Source organism: Aeromonas sp. 600886 (assembly GCF_049174935.1).
Taxonomy (GTDB): domain Bacteria; phylum Pseudomonadota; class Gammaproteobacteria; order Enterobacterales; family Aeromonadaceae; genus Aeromonas; species Aeromonas veronii_A.
Genome location: NZ_JAAKUB010000032.1, coordinates 1 through 16,720 on the forward strand (window position 1 = coordinate 1; position 16,720 = coordinate 16,720).

Genomic DNA, 16,720 nt, shown 5'->3' on the forward strand with positions numbered 1-16,720 from the left:
AGGTCTACGGTGGTGCTGAACTTGCCGCCGCTCACGGTCGCCTCGAAGGTCACCGACTTGCCGTTCACGTCGGTCACGGTCAGGGTGACCTTCTGGCCATCTTCCACGTTGCTGGTCGTGCCCTTGAGCTCGACCGCCTTGGCTTCCGCCACCGACAGGTTGCCATCGCCAATCGCCGCCAGGTCGATGCTCGGCAGGTCAGTATCCACTTCATAACCTTCGCTGTCGGTCGCGGTGGCGCTGTTGCCCGCCACGTCGGTGCTGGTCACGCTGGCATCGATGGTGCGGTCGCCATCTGCCGCCAGGTCGCTGCCCGCCACCAAGATGGTGAAGCGGCCATCGGCATCCACCGGACCGGTGAACGGTTTGCCGTTGACGGTCAGGGTGACGGTGTCCCCTGCCTTGAACTCGCCGCTCACGGTGCCGCTGACCGGGATCTGCTGACCCGCTTCGGCGGCGTTGATGACGTCGTCGGCGGTGATGTCGGCATCCAGGGTGATGGCCAGGTCAGGGGCCTTGCTATCAACACTGCCATCGTCGGTAGAGGTACCTGTGTTGCCAGCCGGATCGGTGATGCTGGCCGTCACCTCATAGCTGCCTTCGGCCAGCGGAGTAGTGACATCTACGCTGTAGCTGCCACCAGGTTGTACCGTGGCGGTCAATTTTTGCTGGTTACCATTGGCATCGGTCACGACCAGAGTGACCGTGCTGCCAGCAGGTGCATCCGTAGTACCCGTGATGGTCGGGGTGGTGTCATTGGTATTGTCAGGTGCATCAACAGTAATCACTGGAGCGGTTACATCCACACTGCCATCATCGGTCGCGGTGCCGGTGTTGCCGGCCGGATCGGTCACGGAAGCCGTCACCTGATAGCCCCCTTCGGCCAGCGGTGTGGCGACATCCACGGTGAAGGTGCCATTAGGTGTGACAATAGTGGTCAGGGTCTGCTGATTGCCGTTGGCATCGGTCACCACCAGGGTCACCGTGCTGCCAGCAGGCGCATCCGTGGTTCCGGTCAGGGTCGGAGTGGTGTCATTGGTATTGTCTGGCGCTACCACGGAGATGGTTGGAGGCGTAAGGTCAAATACCTCATCTTCTCCTGCAGCATCCAGCGGTGGCTCGCCATTGGTGTTGTAGGTGGTATCGAAGGTGGCTTCAGCAATGGTTGCGGAACCGGTACGGTCGATGGTGACAAAACCGCCGTTGCCACTGGCTCCGGCGACACCACCAACACCGGCAGCAGGTGCACCACCTGCGGCGGAGGCTTCAAAGGCCTGGGTCGGGTCAGCGCCACCCAAAATGGCTTCTTGCAGGGCACTGATATCATCGGGTGTGCCTGCGGCACTGTTTTGCGCCAGCTGGGGAGCAGCTTCCTCTTCGGCAGGCTCACTCTGCTCGCTGGCAGGTTGCACATTGAAAGACTGTCCGCCGCCCATGAAACTGGCGCCATCCGGCGACATGATCACCGCCCCTTTCGGCAGCACATCCCCTTCCACCAGCAACTTGCGGCTACCATCTGCAGCCACCTGATAAACTTGACCTTTGAGCTGGGTGACGGTTACGCCCTGTTCCAGAGTAACGGAATTGGTAATCATGTTCTCTCCTGAATCCTGATTTGCATGCAAAAAGCCACAGCCTACTCTGCACAGAGAGAGAGCAAATAACCAGTTCGAAAATTCGAAAGAATAGACTGATTTGAGGCTGGACCGTTCAGCCAGACAGAAGGGTGACGAGGGGATTACCGAAAAATAAAAACTAAAATTATCAATACATTACATTATCATGACAGGAGCATGACAAGGCATGCTCCTGTCAGAATTAACCCTATGCACCGGCCCAGAGGATGATGGCCAGCAGTTGCGGCGAGATGATCCGCAAGAACATCACCAGCGGGTAGACAGTGGCATAGGAGAGCGCACTGGCACCACTGGTCGGGTGCATGGCGTTGGCAAAGGCCAATGCGGGAGGATCCGTCATGGAGCCAGCCAGCAAGCCACAGAGGGTGAGATAGTTCATCTTGCCATAGAGACGCGCCAGCACCCCGACCACCAGCAAGGGGATCAGGGTAATCGCTGCCCCATATAGCATCCAGGAGGGGCCATCACCGTTGATCAGGGTATCAACAAAGCCGGCCCCTGACTTGAAGCCAACCACCGCCAGAAACAGCACGATCCCGATCTCCCGCAGCGCCAGGTTGGCGCTGGGGGGCATGAACCAGTAGAGCTTGCCGATGCTGCCGATCCGCGACAGGATCAGCGCCACCACCAGCGGCCCCCCCGCCAGACCCAATTTGAGAGCGGCCGGGAATCCGGGCAGGTAGAAGGGGATGGAGCCGAGCAATACGCCGAGGCCAATCCCGATAAATACCGGCAACATCTGCACCTGTTGCAGTTTTTGCTGCACGTTGCCGACCACATTGGTCACGGCCTCGATGGCATCGAGACGACCTACCAGGTTGAGGATGTCACCAAACTGCAGACTGGTCTGGCTGGTCGGTACCAGCTCGATACCGGCCCGGTTGAGGCGCGAGATCACCACGTCATAGCGCTGTTTGATGTCAAGATCGCGGATCTTCTTGCCCAGCACCTGCTCGTTGGTCACCACGACCCGCTCCACCCTCAGGTCGGTACCGCGAGTCGATAGGGAAGTGTCGACCTCTTCACCCAGCACCAGCAACACCTTGTGCAGTGCATGGCGCTCACCAACTAGGTGCAGCAGGTCGCCCAGCTCGATACGGGAATCAGGGCGCGGCACCATCAGCTCGTCGCCACGCTTGAGGCGTGAGCAGATGACATCAGACTCGTCGAGACTCGGGATCTCGCTCAGCATCAAGCCATGCATGTTGGGGTTGCGTACCGCGATGTTGATGGTCTGCAAGCTCTCCTTGGTTTTACCTGTCTGCAACTCGAACTGGGCGGCTTCATCGTCGATCTTGATGCGAAAGAAGACCCTGACCAGCCACATGGTGAGCAAAATGCCGCAGATGCCGAATGGATAGGCCACTGCGTATCCCATCCCCATCAGCCCGGTTGAACCATGGGGAGCTCCCAGCTCCGCCAGGATCTGCTGACCCGCACCAAGAGATGGGGTATTGGTCACGGCACCGGAGAAGACCCCGAGGATCACCGGTAGCGGCACATCAAACAGTTGATGAAGTGCCGCCGCAACGATGCACCCCAGGATAACCAGCAAAGCAGCAAAGGCATTGAGCTTGAGTCCGGAGCTGCGCAATGACGAGAAAAAACCGGGGCCGACCTGAATGCCGATGGTATAGACAAACAGGATCAGGCCAAACTCTTGAATAAAATGGAGTGTTTGCTCATCGAGCGCCAGCTCTGACACCCCGGCAAAGTGACCCACTATGATGCCGCCGAACAGCACCCCACCGATCCCTAACCCAACGCCATAGACTCGCCAGTTTCCCAGCCAGAGTCCCAGCACTGCCACCAGCGACAACATGCTGATGGAAAGCGCGATTTCACTCATTTCGTGCATCCTTTGCGAATTGAACTGGCCCTAGCTTGTCAGCAAACGCTGATGCCAACTGTGTGATACCGCACGAATTTATCCTTTTACGCGCCAAAAATACCAATTAAGGGCTAGTTACAAGACGTTAGGCGACGTAGCCGTAAATGGCCATAAAGTGACAAACGCTGCCACCCAGCACAAAGAGATGCCAGATGGCGTGGTTATAGGGGAGCTGCTTGGCCACATAGAAGATGACCCCGAGGCTGTAGATAAGGCCGCCAAGCCCGAGCAGCAACAACCCCTCACCGGCCAGATGGATATAGAGCTGGTAGATGACCACCAGCGACAGCCAGCCCAACATCAGGTAGGTAAAGAGCGACAACTTCTTGAAGCGGTTGATAAACACCAGCTTGAACACCACCCCGGCCAGCGCCAGGGCCCAGATCACCACCATCAACCCCTTCGCCAACGGCGTATCGAGCGCCACCAGCAGAAAGGGGGTATAGGTGCCGGCAATCAGCAGATAGATGGCACAGTGATCAAACACCTTGCACCAGCGTCTGGCACGCCCTTCAGCCATGCTGTGATAGAGGGTCGAGGCGAGATAGAGCAATACCAAACTGCCGCCATAGAGGCTGTAGCTCACCAGCGCCTGCGTACCCTGTCCCCATCCCTTGATGAGCAACAGCACCAGCCCGACAATCCCCAGCAACAATCCCGCACCGTGACTCAGCCGGTTTGCCAGCTCCTCCCGGGGGGAGTAATCCATCACACCACTCATAACATCGACTCCACAATAACTGTGGCTCACTCTACCCAGCACCATTTCGGAGTACAAGTGTTCGCTTAAAAAATGGGGTGGCTGTCACCCGCCCCCCTTTGGTGTATGCTCTGCCGCCGATGCCCGAGACAAGCGGCATAGACACCTAACCCGGTGACCTGGTCTGGAGAACCTGATGAAGTTGACTGAGTTGTTTGCACAAGCGGATCCCGCCTTTGGCGAGGCGATGAACACCTTGCTGGAGAGCTTCCACCACTCCGACGACAGTCAGGCCCCCTATCAGCGCGACCTGTTCACCCACCAGCTCGATCAATCCCGCATGCCTGCAGTCGGCCAACCTATCGAGGAGTATCTGGCGCGGCTGGCTACTCTGGTACCCGGCGCCTCGCACCTCACCTCGCCACGCTACATGGGCCACATGACGGCGCCCCTGCCGGCCTATACCGCCGAGCTGTCGCGCCTGCTGGTGATGCTCAACCAGAATCCGATGAAGATGGAGTCCTCCCGCCTGCTCAGCTTTCTGGAGCGGGAGGTGCTGGCCAAGCTGCACCGCCTCATCTATGGCAGGGACGATGCCTTCTACGGCGAGCAGATGCATGCCAAGGATGCCGCCCTCGGCGTCATGACCAGCGGCGGCACCATCGCCAACGTCACAGCTCTCTGGCTGGCCCGCAACCGCGCCTGCGGCGACAACCTGTTCGCGCTCTATGAGCAAGGCTATCGCGGTGCAGTCATTCTGGGCTCCCGGCTGATGCACTACTCCTTCGACAAGGGGATGGATCTGCTGGGACTGGGCGCCCGCAGCGTCTGGCGCCTCGAGACCGACGAGCAGAACCGGCTCAGTCTGGCTGCGCTGGAACAGGCGCTGATCCAGTGCAAAGAGCAGAAATTGAAAGTACTGGCATTGGTCGGCGTGGCAGGCAGTACCGACTTTGGCTCCATCGATCCCCTGCCTGAGCTGGCGGCCATTGCCGAACGAGAGCAGATCCACTTCCACGTGGATGCTGCCTGGGGTGGCCCGACCCTCTTCTCCCCCCGCTATCAAGGTCTGCTAGCCGGAATAGAGCAGGCCGACACCGTCACCCTGGATGGTCACAAGCAACTTCTGGTGCCGCTCGGTACCGGCATGCTGCTCTGCCGCCAGCCCGACCTGATGATGGCGGTCAAGCGGGAGGCGCCCTATGCCATTCGCGCCACCTCGTTCGATCAGGGTCGCTTTACCCTGGAGGGCACCCGCCCGGCCAACGCCCTCTATCTGGATGCCGCCTTCCAGCTCTTCGGCCAGCAAGGCTATGCCGAGCTTATCGAAGCCAACTACGACCGAGCCAGACTGATGGCCGAGCTCATCGAAAGCGACCCCGCCTTCGAGTTGATGTCTGCTCCGGTGATGAACCTGCTCTCCTATCGCTGCATCCCGCCCCATCTGCAGGGCAAGGTGCTGGATGAGACGGCCAATGCGCAGATCAACGACTTCAACGTGTCCCTGCAAAAAGCCCAGCGGGCCGAGGGGCACAGCTTTGTCTCCCGCACCCAACGAGCGGTGGTACGCTACGGTGCCCAACCGCTCACCCTGCTGCGCGCCGTGCTGCTCAACCCTCTGATTGAAGAGCGCCATATCCGCGACCTGCTGGCCGATCAGCAGCGACTGGGGATATCCATTGCACGCCAACTGTTTGGCGACGGCACGGAACCGGCGTAAAAATGAGCGGTCTTATTCATTTGCCGTTGTCCGCCATGCAGGTAGACTGGGCGAAATTTGCAGGCCATCTTTGAGGACTAGGCGCCAGACATGAAGCAATTTATTGAATTTATTCCACTTATCGTTTTCTTCGCGGTCTACAAGTTCTACGACATCTACATGGCTACCGGCGCACTGGTGGTGGTCACCGGTCTGCAGCTCGCCTATAGCTGGATCCGCTATCGCAAAGTCGAGAAGATGCAGCTCTTTACCTTCCTGCTGGTCGGCTTCTTCGGCGGCCTCACCGTCTTCTTCCACGATGACACCTTCATCAAGTGGAAAGTGACTGTCATCAACGTGCTGTTCGCACTGGGTCTGCTCATCAGCCGCTACGGCTTTGGCAAGAATCTGATCAAACAGATGTTGGCCAAGGAACTGCAGGCACCCGATGCAGTCTGGGACAAGGTCAATCTCGGCTGGGTCGGCTTCTTTACCGTCTGTGGCCTGCTCAACCTCTATGTGGCATTCAACATGCCGCAAGAGATGTGGGTCAACTTCAAGGTGTTCGGCCTGCTGGGGATGACGCTGGTCTTTACCCTGCTGAGCGGCGTCTACCTCTACCGCCACATCCCTGCCGAGCAGTTGTCCCAGCAAAAAGACGAACTCAAAAAGTAACCCTCATCAGAAAAGGATTGTCTCATGTGGTATCTCATCTACTCCGAAGATGTCCCCGATAGCCTGCCACTGCGCAAGCAAGTTCGCCCTGCCCATCTGGCTCGCCTGCAAGCCCTGCAGGATGAAGGTCGGCTGCTGACCGCAGGTCCAAACCCGGCCATCGATGCCGAGGATCCGGCCGATGCAGGCTTTACCGGCAGCACTGTCATCGCCGAGTTTGCCTCGCAAGCGGACGCCCAGGCCTGGGCCGATGCCGATCCCTATGTGGCAGCTGGCGTCTATGCCAAAGTGACCATCAAGCCGTTCAAGAAAGTCTTTTAAAACTGCGTCAAATACAAAGAGGCAGGAACGGATGTACAACCCGCTCCGGCCTCTTTTTATTGCGCGATGCTCAGCGCACCAACAAGGTCACGCTCTGGCGACAAACCAGGGATTGAGGATATCGGGCTTGTTGTAGGCAAGGGGTGAGCCATCGAGTCGGGTGACGCTGCCGCCCCCCCCCTCCAGCACCGCCTGCGCCGCACCGGTATCCCACTCGCAAGTAGGAGCAAGGCGCGGATAGAGCTCGGCGCCCCCCTCGGCAATGATGCAGAACTTGAGGGAGCTGCCCATCGAGACCAGTTCGATCTCGCCAAAAGGAGCCAAGAAATCGAGGGTCTCCTGCGACAGGTGGTTGCGACTGCCCACCACTCGCCACGCCTCGCCTTCACGATGAGGCCGGGTCTGGATAGGCTCGCGCTTACCATCGGCGATGCGCCAGGCACCGAGCCCCTTTCCGCCATACCAGAGCTTGTCCAGCACTGGGGCATAGACCAGCCCCCAGCGCGGCGCCCCCCCTTCAATCAGCGCGATATTGACGGTGAACTCGCCGTTGCGGGAGACAAACTCCTTGGTGCCGTCGAGGGGATCCACCAGCCAGTAGCGGGACCAACCGTGGCGCGCCGCCATCACCTCGGGCCCCGACTCCTCGGACAATAGAGGGATGTCGGGTGTCAGCCGTGCCAACGCCTGAACGATCACCTCATGAGCCCCCTTGTCGGCAGCGGTAAGCGGGCTCTCGTCGCTCTTGTACTCCACCGCAAAAGGCTCGCTGTAGATCGCCATGATGGCCGCCCCCGCCGCGCGGGCGACAGGTTCAAGTTCGGTGATATCGGGGTGGTACAAGGGATGATCCATAACATTCTCGTCCAGCTCACAGGGTCAACCAGTGTAACCCTTTTGACATCAACTGCTTATAGCCGATTGTGCTGGGTTATTACAGCTCGGAGGCCACCAGCGCATTGCCCTCGCTCGAACAGGGCCAAAAATAACAAGGGACGCCGTGGCGTCCCTTGTTATTTCTAGCGGCCGGTCTCAGGCCGCGGGCCTATTTTGCAACTCAGATCCCCTGACGGGCTTCCTGCATCAGCAGGCGCATGTCGCTCACGGCTTTGGCCAGACCATCGAAGGCGGCGCGGCCGATGATGGCGTGGCCGATGTTGAGCTCATAGAGCTCGGGGATGGCGGCGATGGCCTTGACGTTGTGGTAGTGCAGGCCGTGGCCGGCATTGACCTTGAGCCCCTTGCCAACGGCATAGGAGGCGCCGGCGGCGATACGCTTGAACTCGGCGTTGCGCTCGGCATCTGTGGTGGCATCGGCATAGCGACCGGTGTGGATCTCGATAAAAGGGGCGCCACTCTCGGCAGCCGCATCAATCTGGATGGGATCGGCGTCGATAAAGAGGGAAACCTGGGCCCCCACCGCGGAGAGACGGGCAACAGCGTCAGTCACCTTGTCCCGCTGACCGGCCACGTCCAGACCGCCCTCGGTGGTCACTTCGGTGCGCTTCTCCGGCACCAGACAGACGAAGTGGGGCTTGATGCGGCAGGCGATGCCGATCATCTCTTCGGTCACTGCCATCTCCAGGTTCATTCTGGTCTGGATAGTCTGGCGCAGGATCTCCACATCGCGGTCGGTGATGTGGCGGCGATCTTCACGCAGATGCACGGTAATGCCATCGGCCCCGGCCTGCTCGGCCACGAAGGCGGCCTGTACCGGATCAGGATACTGGGTGCCACGGGCGTTGCGCAGGGTGGCGATATGGTCGATGTTCACACCCAGATAGATTTCACTCATTGAGAACTCCTTGAAAGGCTTCATCTGTTGACTGCGCGGTCAGCGAATCACACCGCGCCAATATCCGTATGTCTGTAATCTGTGTCAGCCTTGCATACTGGCTTTGCGTTTTAAAAACAGCTCCCGGCTCTTTAGCTGGCGCTTGCCCAGATAGGGTTGCAGTGCCAATCGGCTGAAACGTTTGGCCGCCTGCAGCAAGGGAGGTGTATCGAAACGTCCCTCGGCAAAGGCGAGCAGGTGGGCACCGAGAAACAGGGTACGGGGATCCGGCGCCCGCTCGCAAGCAACAAAGCCCAATTCACGCTCGAAGCCATAGAGCAAGTTCGGCTCGATGGGCGACTCGTCGTCCGCCGTGTATTCGAAATCCACAGCATACCCGAGCGCCTGCAACAGCAGGAACTCGAAGCGACGCAGCGGCAGCTCCGGCGTCTCGCCATCGGCCAGCGCCATGATGGCACGGGCATAGGCATCGAATACTTCGGGGAACGGGGTGTGCGCTTCCAGCAGGTAGTAAACCAGCTCGTTGAGATAGAGGCCGTAGAAGAGGCGATCACCGCCGAGTCGCAGGGAGTGATCCGGGCATTCGACCTGGGTGAGATTCTTGAGATCCCCCTTGCCTCGCCAGGCGATGGTGAGCAGGGTAAAGGGCTGCAACAGCCCCTTGAGAGGGGAGCGTGGCCCGCGAGAACCGCGAGCCACCAGGGTAAATCGGCCACTATCCTGGGTGAAGACCTCGACCAGCTGGCTGGTCTCCCGATAGGGCCGACTGTGGATGACGAAAGCCGGGGTCAGCAATCAGTCGTCGCCATACCCGAGGCTACGCAGGGCGCGCTCATCATCAGCCCAGCCCGACTTGACCTTGACCCACAGCTCGAGGTGCACCTTGTTCTGGAACAGACGTTCCATGTCGAGGCGCGCCTCGGTGCCGATGGTCTTGATCTTCTCGCCCTTGTTGCCGATGACCATCTTCTTCTGGCCATCGCGCTCGACCAGGATCAGGCCGTGGATATGGTAGAGGCCGTTCTCTTCCACCTTGAAGCGCTCTATCTCCACCGTCACCGAGTAGGGCAGCTCCTCACCGGTGAAGCGCATCAGCTTCTCGCGGATGATTTCGGAGGCCATAAAGCGGGAGGAGCGGTCGGTCACGTAATCTTCCGGGAAGAAGTGGACGTTTTCCGGCAGCAGATCCTTGGCCCACTCGCGGATCTTCTCCACGTTGGTGCCCTTTTCGGCACTGATGGGCAGAATATGGGCGAAGTTCATCTGTTGTCCCAGCCACTCGAGGTGGGGCAGCAGATCTTCTTTCTCCTTGACGTTGTCGATCTTGTTGACCGCCAGCACCACAGGGCACTTGAGATTGCGCAACTTGCCCAACACCATCTCGTCGTCTTTGGTCCAGTGGGTACCGTCGACCATGAACACCACCATGGCCACATCACCCAGCGAACTGGTGGCGGCACGGTTCATCAGGCGGTTGATGGCCCGTTTCTCTTCAATGTGCAGACCCGGGGTATCTACATAAATGGTCTGGTAGTTATCCTCGGTGTCGATCCCCAAAATCCGGTGACGGGTGGTCTGGGGCTTCTTCGAGGTGATGCTGACCTTCTGGCCAAGCAGCTTGTTGAGCAGGGTGGACTTGCCCACGTTGGGGCGGCCCACGATGGCGACAAAGCCGCAATAGGTGGTATCTGTCATGACAGTTTTTCCAATGCTTGCTGCGCCGCGGCCTGTTCGGCCTTGCGACGGCTGGTGCCGACCCCGACGAGGGGACCATCCAGACCTTCCACGTCACACTGGACGGTGAACTCCTGGTTGTGGGCCTCGCCCTTGACGTTGGTCACTGTGTAGGTCGGCAGGGATTTGCGGCTTCCCTGCAAAATTTCTTGCAGACGGGTCTTGGGATCTTTCTGCTCGATGCCAGGCTTGATCTCTTCCAGGCGGCTGGCGTACCAGCTCAGCAGCAGTGTCCGCACCGTCTCAAGATTGGTATCCAGATAGACGGCACCGATCACCGCCTCGACCGTGTCGGCCAGAATGGATTCGCGGCGAAAACCGCCGCTCTTGAGTTCGCCGGGCCCCAGGATCAGGTGATCCCCGAGGTCAAACTCCCGGCCCAGTTCGGCCAGGGTCTTCTCGCGCACCAGGGTGGCGCGCATCCGGCTGAGATCCCCTTCCGCCGCTTGCGGGAAGCGGTGGAACAGATCGTCGGCAATCACCAGACTCAAAATCGAGTCACCCAGAAATTCCAGTCGTTCATTGTGACGAGAGCCGGCGCTGCGGTGAGTCAGCGCCCGGGTCAGCAGTTCCAGATCCGCAAAGACATGCCCGAGACGGGACTGCAGTCTGTTCATCTTGATATTCATTTACTTGATTCCGCCAATGCGGTTGAAGCGCACACCTGTCGGTACCCAACTTGGCAGCAGGGAGCCTTCTTCGCGCTCGAATTCAAAACTTATCCAGATAGCGACCGCCTTGCCGACCAGATTCTGCTCGGGCACAAAGCCCCAGAAGCGGCTGTCGGTGCTGTTGTCGCGGTTGTCGCCCATCACGAAATACTGGCCTTCCGGTACCACCCATTCGTCGGGGTAGGTGCCGGGCTGGCGATAGTAACGGCCAACCATGTCGGGCATCAGCGGATTGCGCAGGGTCTCGTGGGAGACATCGCCCAACTGCTCGGTATAGCGATCAAGGGGGATCCCCATCTGGGTAAATTCGCCTCTTTGTTCAAACTTGACGTCGAGCTTCTTGAAGCCCGGGCACGTTTTCCCTTCCTGCTCTTCGCACTTGGGCCGGATCATCAGCTCCTTGTTGCGATAGATGACCCGATCACCCGGCATGCCGACCACCCGCTTGATGTAGTCAACGCGCGGTTCAAGGGGATACTTGAACACCACCACGTCGCCACGCTTGGGCTCGCCAGTCTCGAGGAACTTGGTGTTGGTCACCGGGTCCCGCAGACCATAGGCAAATTTTTCCACCAGGATGAAGTCGCCCACCAGCAGGGTGGGCATCATGGAACCTGACGGGATCTGGAACGGTTCAAAAATGAACGAACGCAGGATCAGCACAAAGGTGATGACCGGGAACACCCCGGCGGTCTGCTCAATCCAGACCGGCACGGGGGCGACCTTGGCCAGGGTCTTCTCATCCAGGTGGGCACCGCCATGGGCACGAGCCACGGCAATCTTGGCGGCGCGCTGCTTGGACCAAATCATCTTGTCCAGACACCAGATAACACCGGTGATCGCGCAGACCACCACCAGGATCAGGGAAAACGTGCTTGCCATCTATTAATCCTTTCCGACGTGGAGAATCGCGAGGAAGGCTTCCTGCGGCACGTCGACACGGCCGAGGGACTTCATCCGCTTCTTACCTTCTTTCTGCTTGTTCAGCAGTTTCTTCTTACGACTCACGTCACCACCGTAACACTTGGCGGTTACGTCTTTACGCAGTGCCTTGACGGTGCTGCGTGCGATGATCTGGTTGCCGATGGCCGCCTGAATGGCGATATCGAACATCTGGCGCGGGATCAGCTCGCGCATCTTCTCCACCACCTGACGACCGCGATACTGGGCGTTGTCCTTGTGGGTGATGATGGCCAGGGCATCAACCCGCTCACCGTTGATCATGATGTCCAGACGGACCATGTCGGAGGTTTCGAAACGCTTGAAGCCATAGTCCAGCGAGGCGTAACCACGACTGGTGGATTTCAGACGGTCGAAGAAGTCGAGCACCACTTCCGCCATCGGGATTTCATAGGTCAGTGCCACCTGCTTGCCGTGGTAGACCATGTTGGTCTGTACGCCACGCTTCTCGATACAGAGGGTGATCACGTTGCCCATGTACTCCTGCGGCAGCAGGATATGACACTCGGCGATCGGCTCGCGCATCTCCTTGATGCTGGTGATGGCAGGCATCTGGGCCGGGCTGTCGATGTGGATGGTGGAGCCGTCGGTCAGCTCGATCTCGTACACTACGGTCGGCGCCGTGGTGATCAGATCCAGATCGTATTCACGCTCCAGACGCTCCTGAATGATCTCCATGTGCAGCATGCCGAGGAAGCCACAACGGAAGCCGAAGCCCAGCGCAGTGGAGCTCTCTGGTTCGAAGAACAGGGAGGCATCGTTCAGGGAGAGCTTGTCGAGGGCGTCACGGAACGACTCGTAGTCATCGCTGGAGATGGGGAACAGACCCGCATAAACCTGCGGCTTCACCTTCTTGAAGCCGGCCAGCGCCTTGTCGGCACCGTTCTTGGCCTGAGTCAGGGTATCGCCCACCGGCGCGCCGTGGATGTCCTTGATACCGCAGACAACCCAACCTACCTCACCGCAACCCAGACCCTGGGTATCCACCTGCTTGGGCGTGAAGATACCGATACGATCGACACCCCACACCTGACCGGTGCTCATCACCTTGATCTTGTCGTTCTTCTTCAGGGAACCGTTCTTGATCCGCACCAGAGAGACAACGCCCAGATAGGAGTCGAACCAGGAGTCGATGATCAGCGCCTGCAGCGGGGCATCCGGGTCACCTTCCGGCGCCGGGATCTTGGCGACGATCTCTTCCAGCACCAGATCAACACCCAGACCCGTCTTGGCGGAGCAGCGCACCGCATCGACCGCGTCGATACCGACGATGTCTTCGATCTCCTCGGCAACCCGCTCGGGTTCTGCGGCCGGCAGGTCAATCTTGTTCAGCACCGGCACCACTTCCAAATCCATTTCCATGGCGGTATAGCAGTTTGCCAGAGTCTGTGCCTCAACCCCCTGGCCGGCATCCACCACCAGCAGCGCCCCTTCACAGGCCGCCAAAGAGCGGGAGACCTCGTAGGAGAAATCCACGTGGCCTGGGGTGTCGATAAAGTTCAGCTGGTAGGTGTTACCGTCTTGTGCCTGGTAGTTCAGGGTCACACTCTGTGCTTTGATGGTAATGCCGCGCTCGCGCTCCAGATCCATGGAGTCAAGCACCTGAGCCTGCATCTCGCGGTCGGACAAGCCACCGCAAGTCTGGATCAGACGGTCCGACAGGGTCGATTTACCGTGGTCGATGTGCGCAATAATCGAAAAGTTACGAATGTGTTTCATCGAGCAAGAGTCACTCAAAATTAGTTAAGGTCAGTTATGGAGGCGCGATTTTACTGGATAACCCGGCTGACGGCCATTCTTTAGTCGCCAGCGCCAGTGAAATAGCGCCTGTTCAGTCAGGGGAGGATGCGGACAGGGACCACGACGCCGAGCATCTGCGGGCCGTAGCGCCCCTGATCCAGGCGGTTGGAAAAGTAACGAACCAGTAAAAAGCCCAGCACGCCCCCCAGCAGGCAGCAGAGAATGGTAATCCCCTCCCCGCCCGAGAGCAGCGGCGCCAGCCAGAGCTGCCCCAGCAAGGCGCCGGCCAACAGACAGAAAAGCGGCAGCACATAGACCAGCGCCGCCCCGCGCAGCAGACTCTCCTGCGGGATACCGAGCCTCACTTGCTGGCCAACCCGCACCTCGGCGGTCAGCCTGACCCGCAAGCGGGGAGCTTTCAGGGGAAACGCCTTGGCCACGGTGCCGGTACCGCAGTTGGATTGCTGCTGACAACCACTGCAGGCGGAGCGACGCTCGCACTCCACCCAGGCATGGTCACCCTCAATGGCCACCACGGTCGCCAGCTCTTCACTCATCTCGTTCACGGCAACACCTCGTGCTCATGCAATGGCAGGATCTGAACACGACTCACAGCCAACGGCAAGCCGCACACTACTGTGAACCCAGAACATGGACTCACTGCACCGCTTCGTTGCGAGCCAGCGGCTGCACCGACTCGGCGATGCGTTTGGCTGTCTCGGCAGGCACTTCCCCAACCACGGTGATCTCGACCCCCACCTCGTTGACGTAGCTCACCAGCGAGGTCGCCCCCTGGCGGATCAGCTGCTGGCGCACCGCCTGCTTGGGATCGACCCGAGAGACGTAGACCGAGAGATCCACCAGGCCATCGGAGAGCATCATGTAATCCACCGGTACACTGGTGGTCACCAGCTGGTGCCGGTCTTGCGACAGCACCTTGAAGCCATCGGGCAACCAGGTGATCTGCCAGTTCAACTGCTGTTGCGGTGCAGGATAGGCATCCTCCAGCGCCAGCGCCGAGGGCTGCTTGCTGTTGGCCAGCTTTACCAGCCATGGGGACGGTTTTTGTTGCAATTGCAGATCCACCCCCAGCATCTGCTCCACCAGATTGCCCTCCCGCTCCACCATGTCGACTCGCAGCAACAGGTGACTACGTTCGTCAATCCAGAGCACAAAGCCATATTTGTCAGCTTCCTTGGGAACCAACCTGACGACTTGAGCGACCTCGCCGGCCACCCGGCTACGGCCAGCAAGCACAGGATCATAACTCTCCAGCACCTGTGCCAACGGCATCTTCACCAGGGTCGACCAGATACCGGGAAAGCGGGCATCCTTCAGGGTGTAGGGATCATGGCTGTTTTCAAAGAAGGTGTACTCGTTCTGACGCTGGAGATACTCGATCGCCTTGCCATCGAGATAGCTGAGATGGGCTACCTCCTTGCCATCGATCACGGCATGGCTGATGCGGATCGGTTCAAGACGTCCCTGACGGGCCTTGACCATGGACAATTCGAAGTTCTGTTGCTGCACGGCACTCTGCATCTGCTGCAACAAGGCCTCGGCCGACTTATCGTCGGCCGAGGCCTTGGCACTGATCAGCAGGAGAGAGGCCAGTAAAATACGGCTGTACTGGCGCACGTTGATATCCCTGACGACTCGTTATTGTTGGTTCTGCCTGTCTTGCAACAGGCGTTGTTGCAACTGGTGGTCACGCAGGAAGGCGTTGATCCGCTCCCGCTGTTCCTGCATCTGCTGTTCGGTCAGACCTTGCTGACGGGCACGGGCACCATCCTGTTGCGGATAGTGAACACTCACAGGCGCCGCACTGCCACCGATTGGAATGGTATTGAGCACCGGATTGGCCGGAACGCCATCCTGCCCCTGATACTGCTGCACCCCGAAGATAACGGCAGCGGCCACAGATGCCGCAATGGCATATTGACCCAGTTGCTGACCGACACGGCGGAACAACGGAACCACATTGGAATCAGTCTTGACCGGCGCAACGGCTGGTTGCAGCACGGGAGCCGTCTCGACCGGCTTGGGTGCCAGTATGGTGGGCTCATCCTCCAGCGCAGCCATGATGCTGTCACTGAGATCCAGTTGCAGATTGACCGGCAGGTCACCCCGCATGGCATCGCCGATCAGGTGGTAACGACCCCAGGTATCTTGCAAGTCGGAGTCCATCTCCAGCTCGTTCAGTACCTCTGCGTCACTCAGGTCACCATCCATCAGGGCAGAGATTTGCTCTTTATTTGCCATAAGTTAACCCGTCTTTCCCCAGTTAATTCTCGATCAGAGGTTGCAGCTTTTTATCGATTGCTTCCCTCGCCCGGAAGATACGGGATCTGACCGTACCCACAGGGCAATCCATGATTTCGGCAATCTCTTCGTAGCTCAGCCCTTCCAGTTCGCGAAGGGTGATAGCTGTCCTCAGGTCTTCCGGCAATGCCTCTATGGCTGAAAACACGGTACGTTTGATCTCGTCAGTCAGCGCCAGGTTTTCGGGGGTTGAGACCTCTTGCAAGGCTTCACCACCACCATAAGACTCCGCTTCGTCAGCCTCCACATCACTGCTGGGCGGCCTGCGCCCCTGGGAGGTGAGATAATTCTTCGCCGTGTTCACGGCAATTCGGTACAACCAGGTGTAAAAAGCACTTTCGCCACGGAATGTCGGCAATGCACGGTAGGCTTTTATAAAGGCCTCTTGCGCCACATCGGGCACATCACCGGGATTGTTGACATACCTGGCAACCAGGTTGACCACCTTATGCTGGTATTTTTTTACCAACAGGTTGAAAGCTGCTTTATCGCCGCGCTGGACCCGTTCAACCAGCTGTTCGTCCAGTAGATTCTGGTCGCTCATCAGAGCCGTAAAACCCCCATCAGGTTATCGT

General features: G+C 59.0%; 17 protein-coding genes. 3 read left to right on the forward strand and 14 right to left on the reverse strand.

The window, feature by feature from the left end; all coding sequences use genetic code 11:
- From G5179_RS19110 to trhA, 3 genes are all read right to left on the reverse strand, one after another.
- Positions 1-1,595, reverse strand: a 1,595-nt coding sequence (locus G5179_RS19110) for a retention module-containing protein (RefSeq protein ID WP_421258919.1), incomplete at its 3' end; no start/stop codon positions are given.
- Positions 1,596-1,824: 229 nt separating this feature from the next.
- The gene (locus G5179_RS19115; RefSeq protein WP_216952965.1) at positions 1,825-3,486 is read right to left on the reverse strand and encodes a putative transporter; all 1,662 of its coding nucleotides are present in this window, start codon (positions 3,484-3,486) and stop codon (positions 1,825-1,827) included.
- A 127-nt stretch (positions 3,487-3,613) separates the two neighbouring features.
- Positions 3,614-4,249 (reverse strand): PAQR family membrane homeostasis protein TrhA, encoded by a 636-nt coding sequence (trhA, locus tag G5179_RS19120; RefSeq protein WP_158111314.1) that lies wholly within the window; start codon positions 4,247-4,249, stop codon positions 3,614-3,616.
- Positions 4,250-4,424: 175 nt separating this feature from the next.
- Here trhA and G5179_RS19125 point away from each other — a divergent pair, with 175 nt between their 5' ends.
- From G5179_RS19125 to G5179_RS19135, 3 genes are all read left to right on the forward strand, one after another.
- On the forward strand, positions 4,425-5,948 hold the full coding sequence (locus G5179_RS19125; protein WP_216952964.1) for an aminotransferase class V-fold PLP-dependent enzyme: 1,524 nt from the start codon (positions 4,425-4,427) through the stop codon (positions 5,946-5,948).
- A gap of 90 nt (positions 5,949-6,038) precedes the next feature.
- Positions 6,039-6,602 carry a septation protein A gene (locus G5179_RS19130; protein WP_216952963.1) on the forward strand — a complete coding sequence of 188 codons (564 nt, stop codon included), beginning with the start codon at positions 6,039-6,041 and terminating at the stop codon, positions 6,600-6,602.
- Between the two features lie 24 nt (positions 6,603-6,626).
- A complete protein-coding gene (locus G5179_RS19135) occupies positions 6,627-6,923 on the forward strand; it encodes a YciI family protein (protein WP_005354350.1) in 297 nt (98 codons plus the stop codon).
- An 87-nt stretch (positions 6,924-7,010) separates the two neighbouring features.
- Here the strand turns inward: G5179_RS19135 and cysQ are convergent, their stop codons facing one another.
- The 11 genes from cysQ to rpoE all read right to left on the reverse strand — a co-directional run bounded on the left by cysQ (position 7,011) and on the right by rpoE (position 16,689).
- A complete protein-coding gene (gene cysQ, locus G5179_RS19140) occupies positions 7,011-7,778 on the reverse strand; it encodes a 3'(2'),5'-bisphosphate nucleotidase CysQ (protein WP_421258920.1) in 768 nt (255 codons plus the stop codon).
- Positions 7,779-7,980: 202 nt separating this feature from the next.
- Positions 7,981-8,718, reverse strand: coding sequence for a pyridoxine 5'-phosphate synthase (gene pdxJ, locus G5179_RS19145; RefSeq protein ID WP_421203775.1), 738 nt, complete (start codon positions 8,716-8,718; stop codon positions 7,981-7,983).
- A gap of 84 nt (positions 8,719-8,802) precedes the next feature.
- Positions 8,803-9,513, reverse strand: coding sequence for a DNA repair protein RecO (gene recO, locus G5179_RS19150; RefSeq protein WP_216950233.1), 711 nt, complete (start codon positions 9,511-9,513; stop codon positions 8,803-8,805).
- Positions 9,514-10,413: a GTPase Era gene (gene era, locus G5179_RS19155; RefSeq protein ID WP_005335393.1), complete on the reverse strand. Its 900-nt coding sequence runs from the start codon at positions 10,411-10,413 to the stop codon at positions 9,514-9,516.
- Positions 10,410-11,081, reverse strand: coding sequence for a ribonuclease III (gene rnc, locus G5179_RS19160; protein ID WP_005335394.1), 672 nt, complete (start codon positions 11,079-11,081; stop codon positions 10,410-10,412). Before rnc ends, era begins: the two co-directional genes overlap by 4 nt.
- Positions 11,082-12,005, reverse strand: coding sequence for a signal peptidase I (gene lepB / locus G5179_RS19165; protein ID WP_005335395.1), 924 nt, complete (start codon positions 12,003-12,005; stop codon positions 11,082-11,084). It lies immediately after the preceding gene.
- Positions 12,006-12,008: 3 nt separating this feature from the next.
- A complete protein-coding gene (gene lepA, locus G5179_RS19170) occupies positions 12,009-13,802 on the reverse strand; it encodes a translation elongation factor 4 (RefSeq protein ID WP_005335396.1) in 1,794 nt (597 codons plus the stop codon).
- A gap of 116 nt (positions 13,803-13,918) precedes the next feature.
- Positions 13,919-14,380: a SoxR reducing system RseC family protein gene (locus G5179_RS19175; RefSeq protein ID WP_040068038.1), complete on the reverse strand. Its 462-nt coding sequence runs from the start codon at positions 14,378-14,380 to the stop codon at positions 13,919-13,921.
- A 100-nt stretch (positions 14,381-14,480) separates the two neighbouring features.
- The gene (locus tag G5179_RS19180) at positions 14,481-15,461 is read right to left on the reverse strand and encodes a MucB/RseB C-terminal domain-containing protein (RefSeq protein ID WP_216980206.1); all 981 of its coding nucleotides are present in this window, start codon (positions 15,459-15,461) and stop codon (positions 14,481-14,483) included.
- A gap of 21 nt (positions 15,462-15,482) precedes the next feature.
- A complete protein-coding gene (locus tag G5179_RS19185; RefSeq protein ID WP_421258921.1) occupies positions 15,483-16,085 on the reverse strand; it encodes an RseA family anti-sigma factor in 603 nt (200 codons plus the stop codon).
- 22 nt (positions 16,086-16,107) lie between these two features.
- A complete protein-coding gene (rpoE, locus tag G5179_RS19190) occupies positions 16,108-16,689 on the reverse strand; it encodes an RNA polymerase sigma factor RpoE (protein ID WP_005335411.1) in 582 nt (193 codons plus the stop codon).
- Positions 16,690-16,720 lie beyond the last annotated feature (31 nt).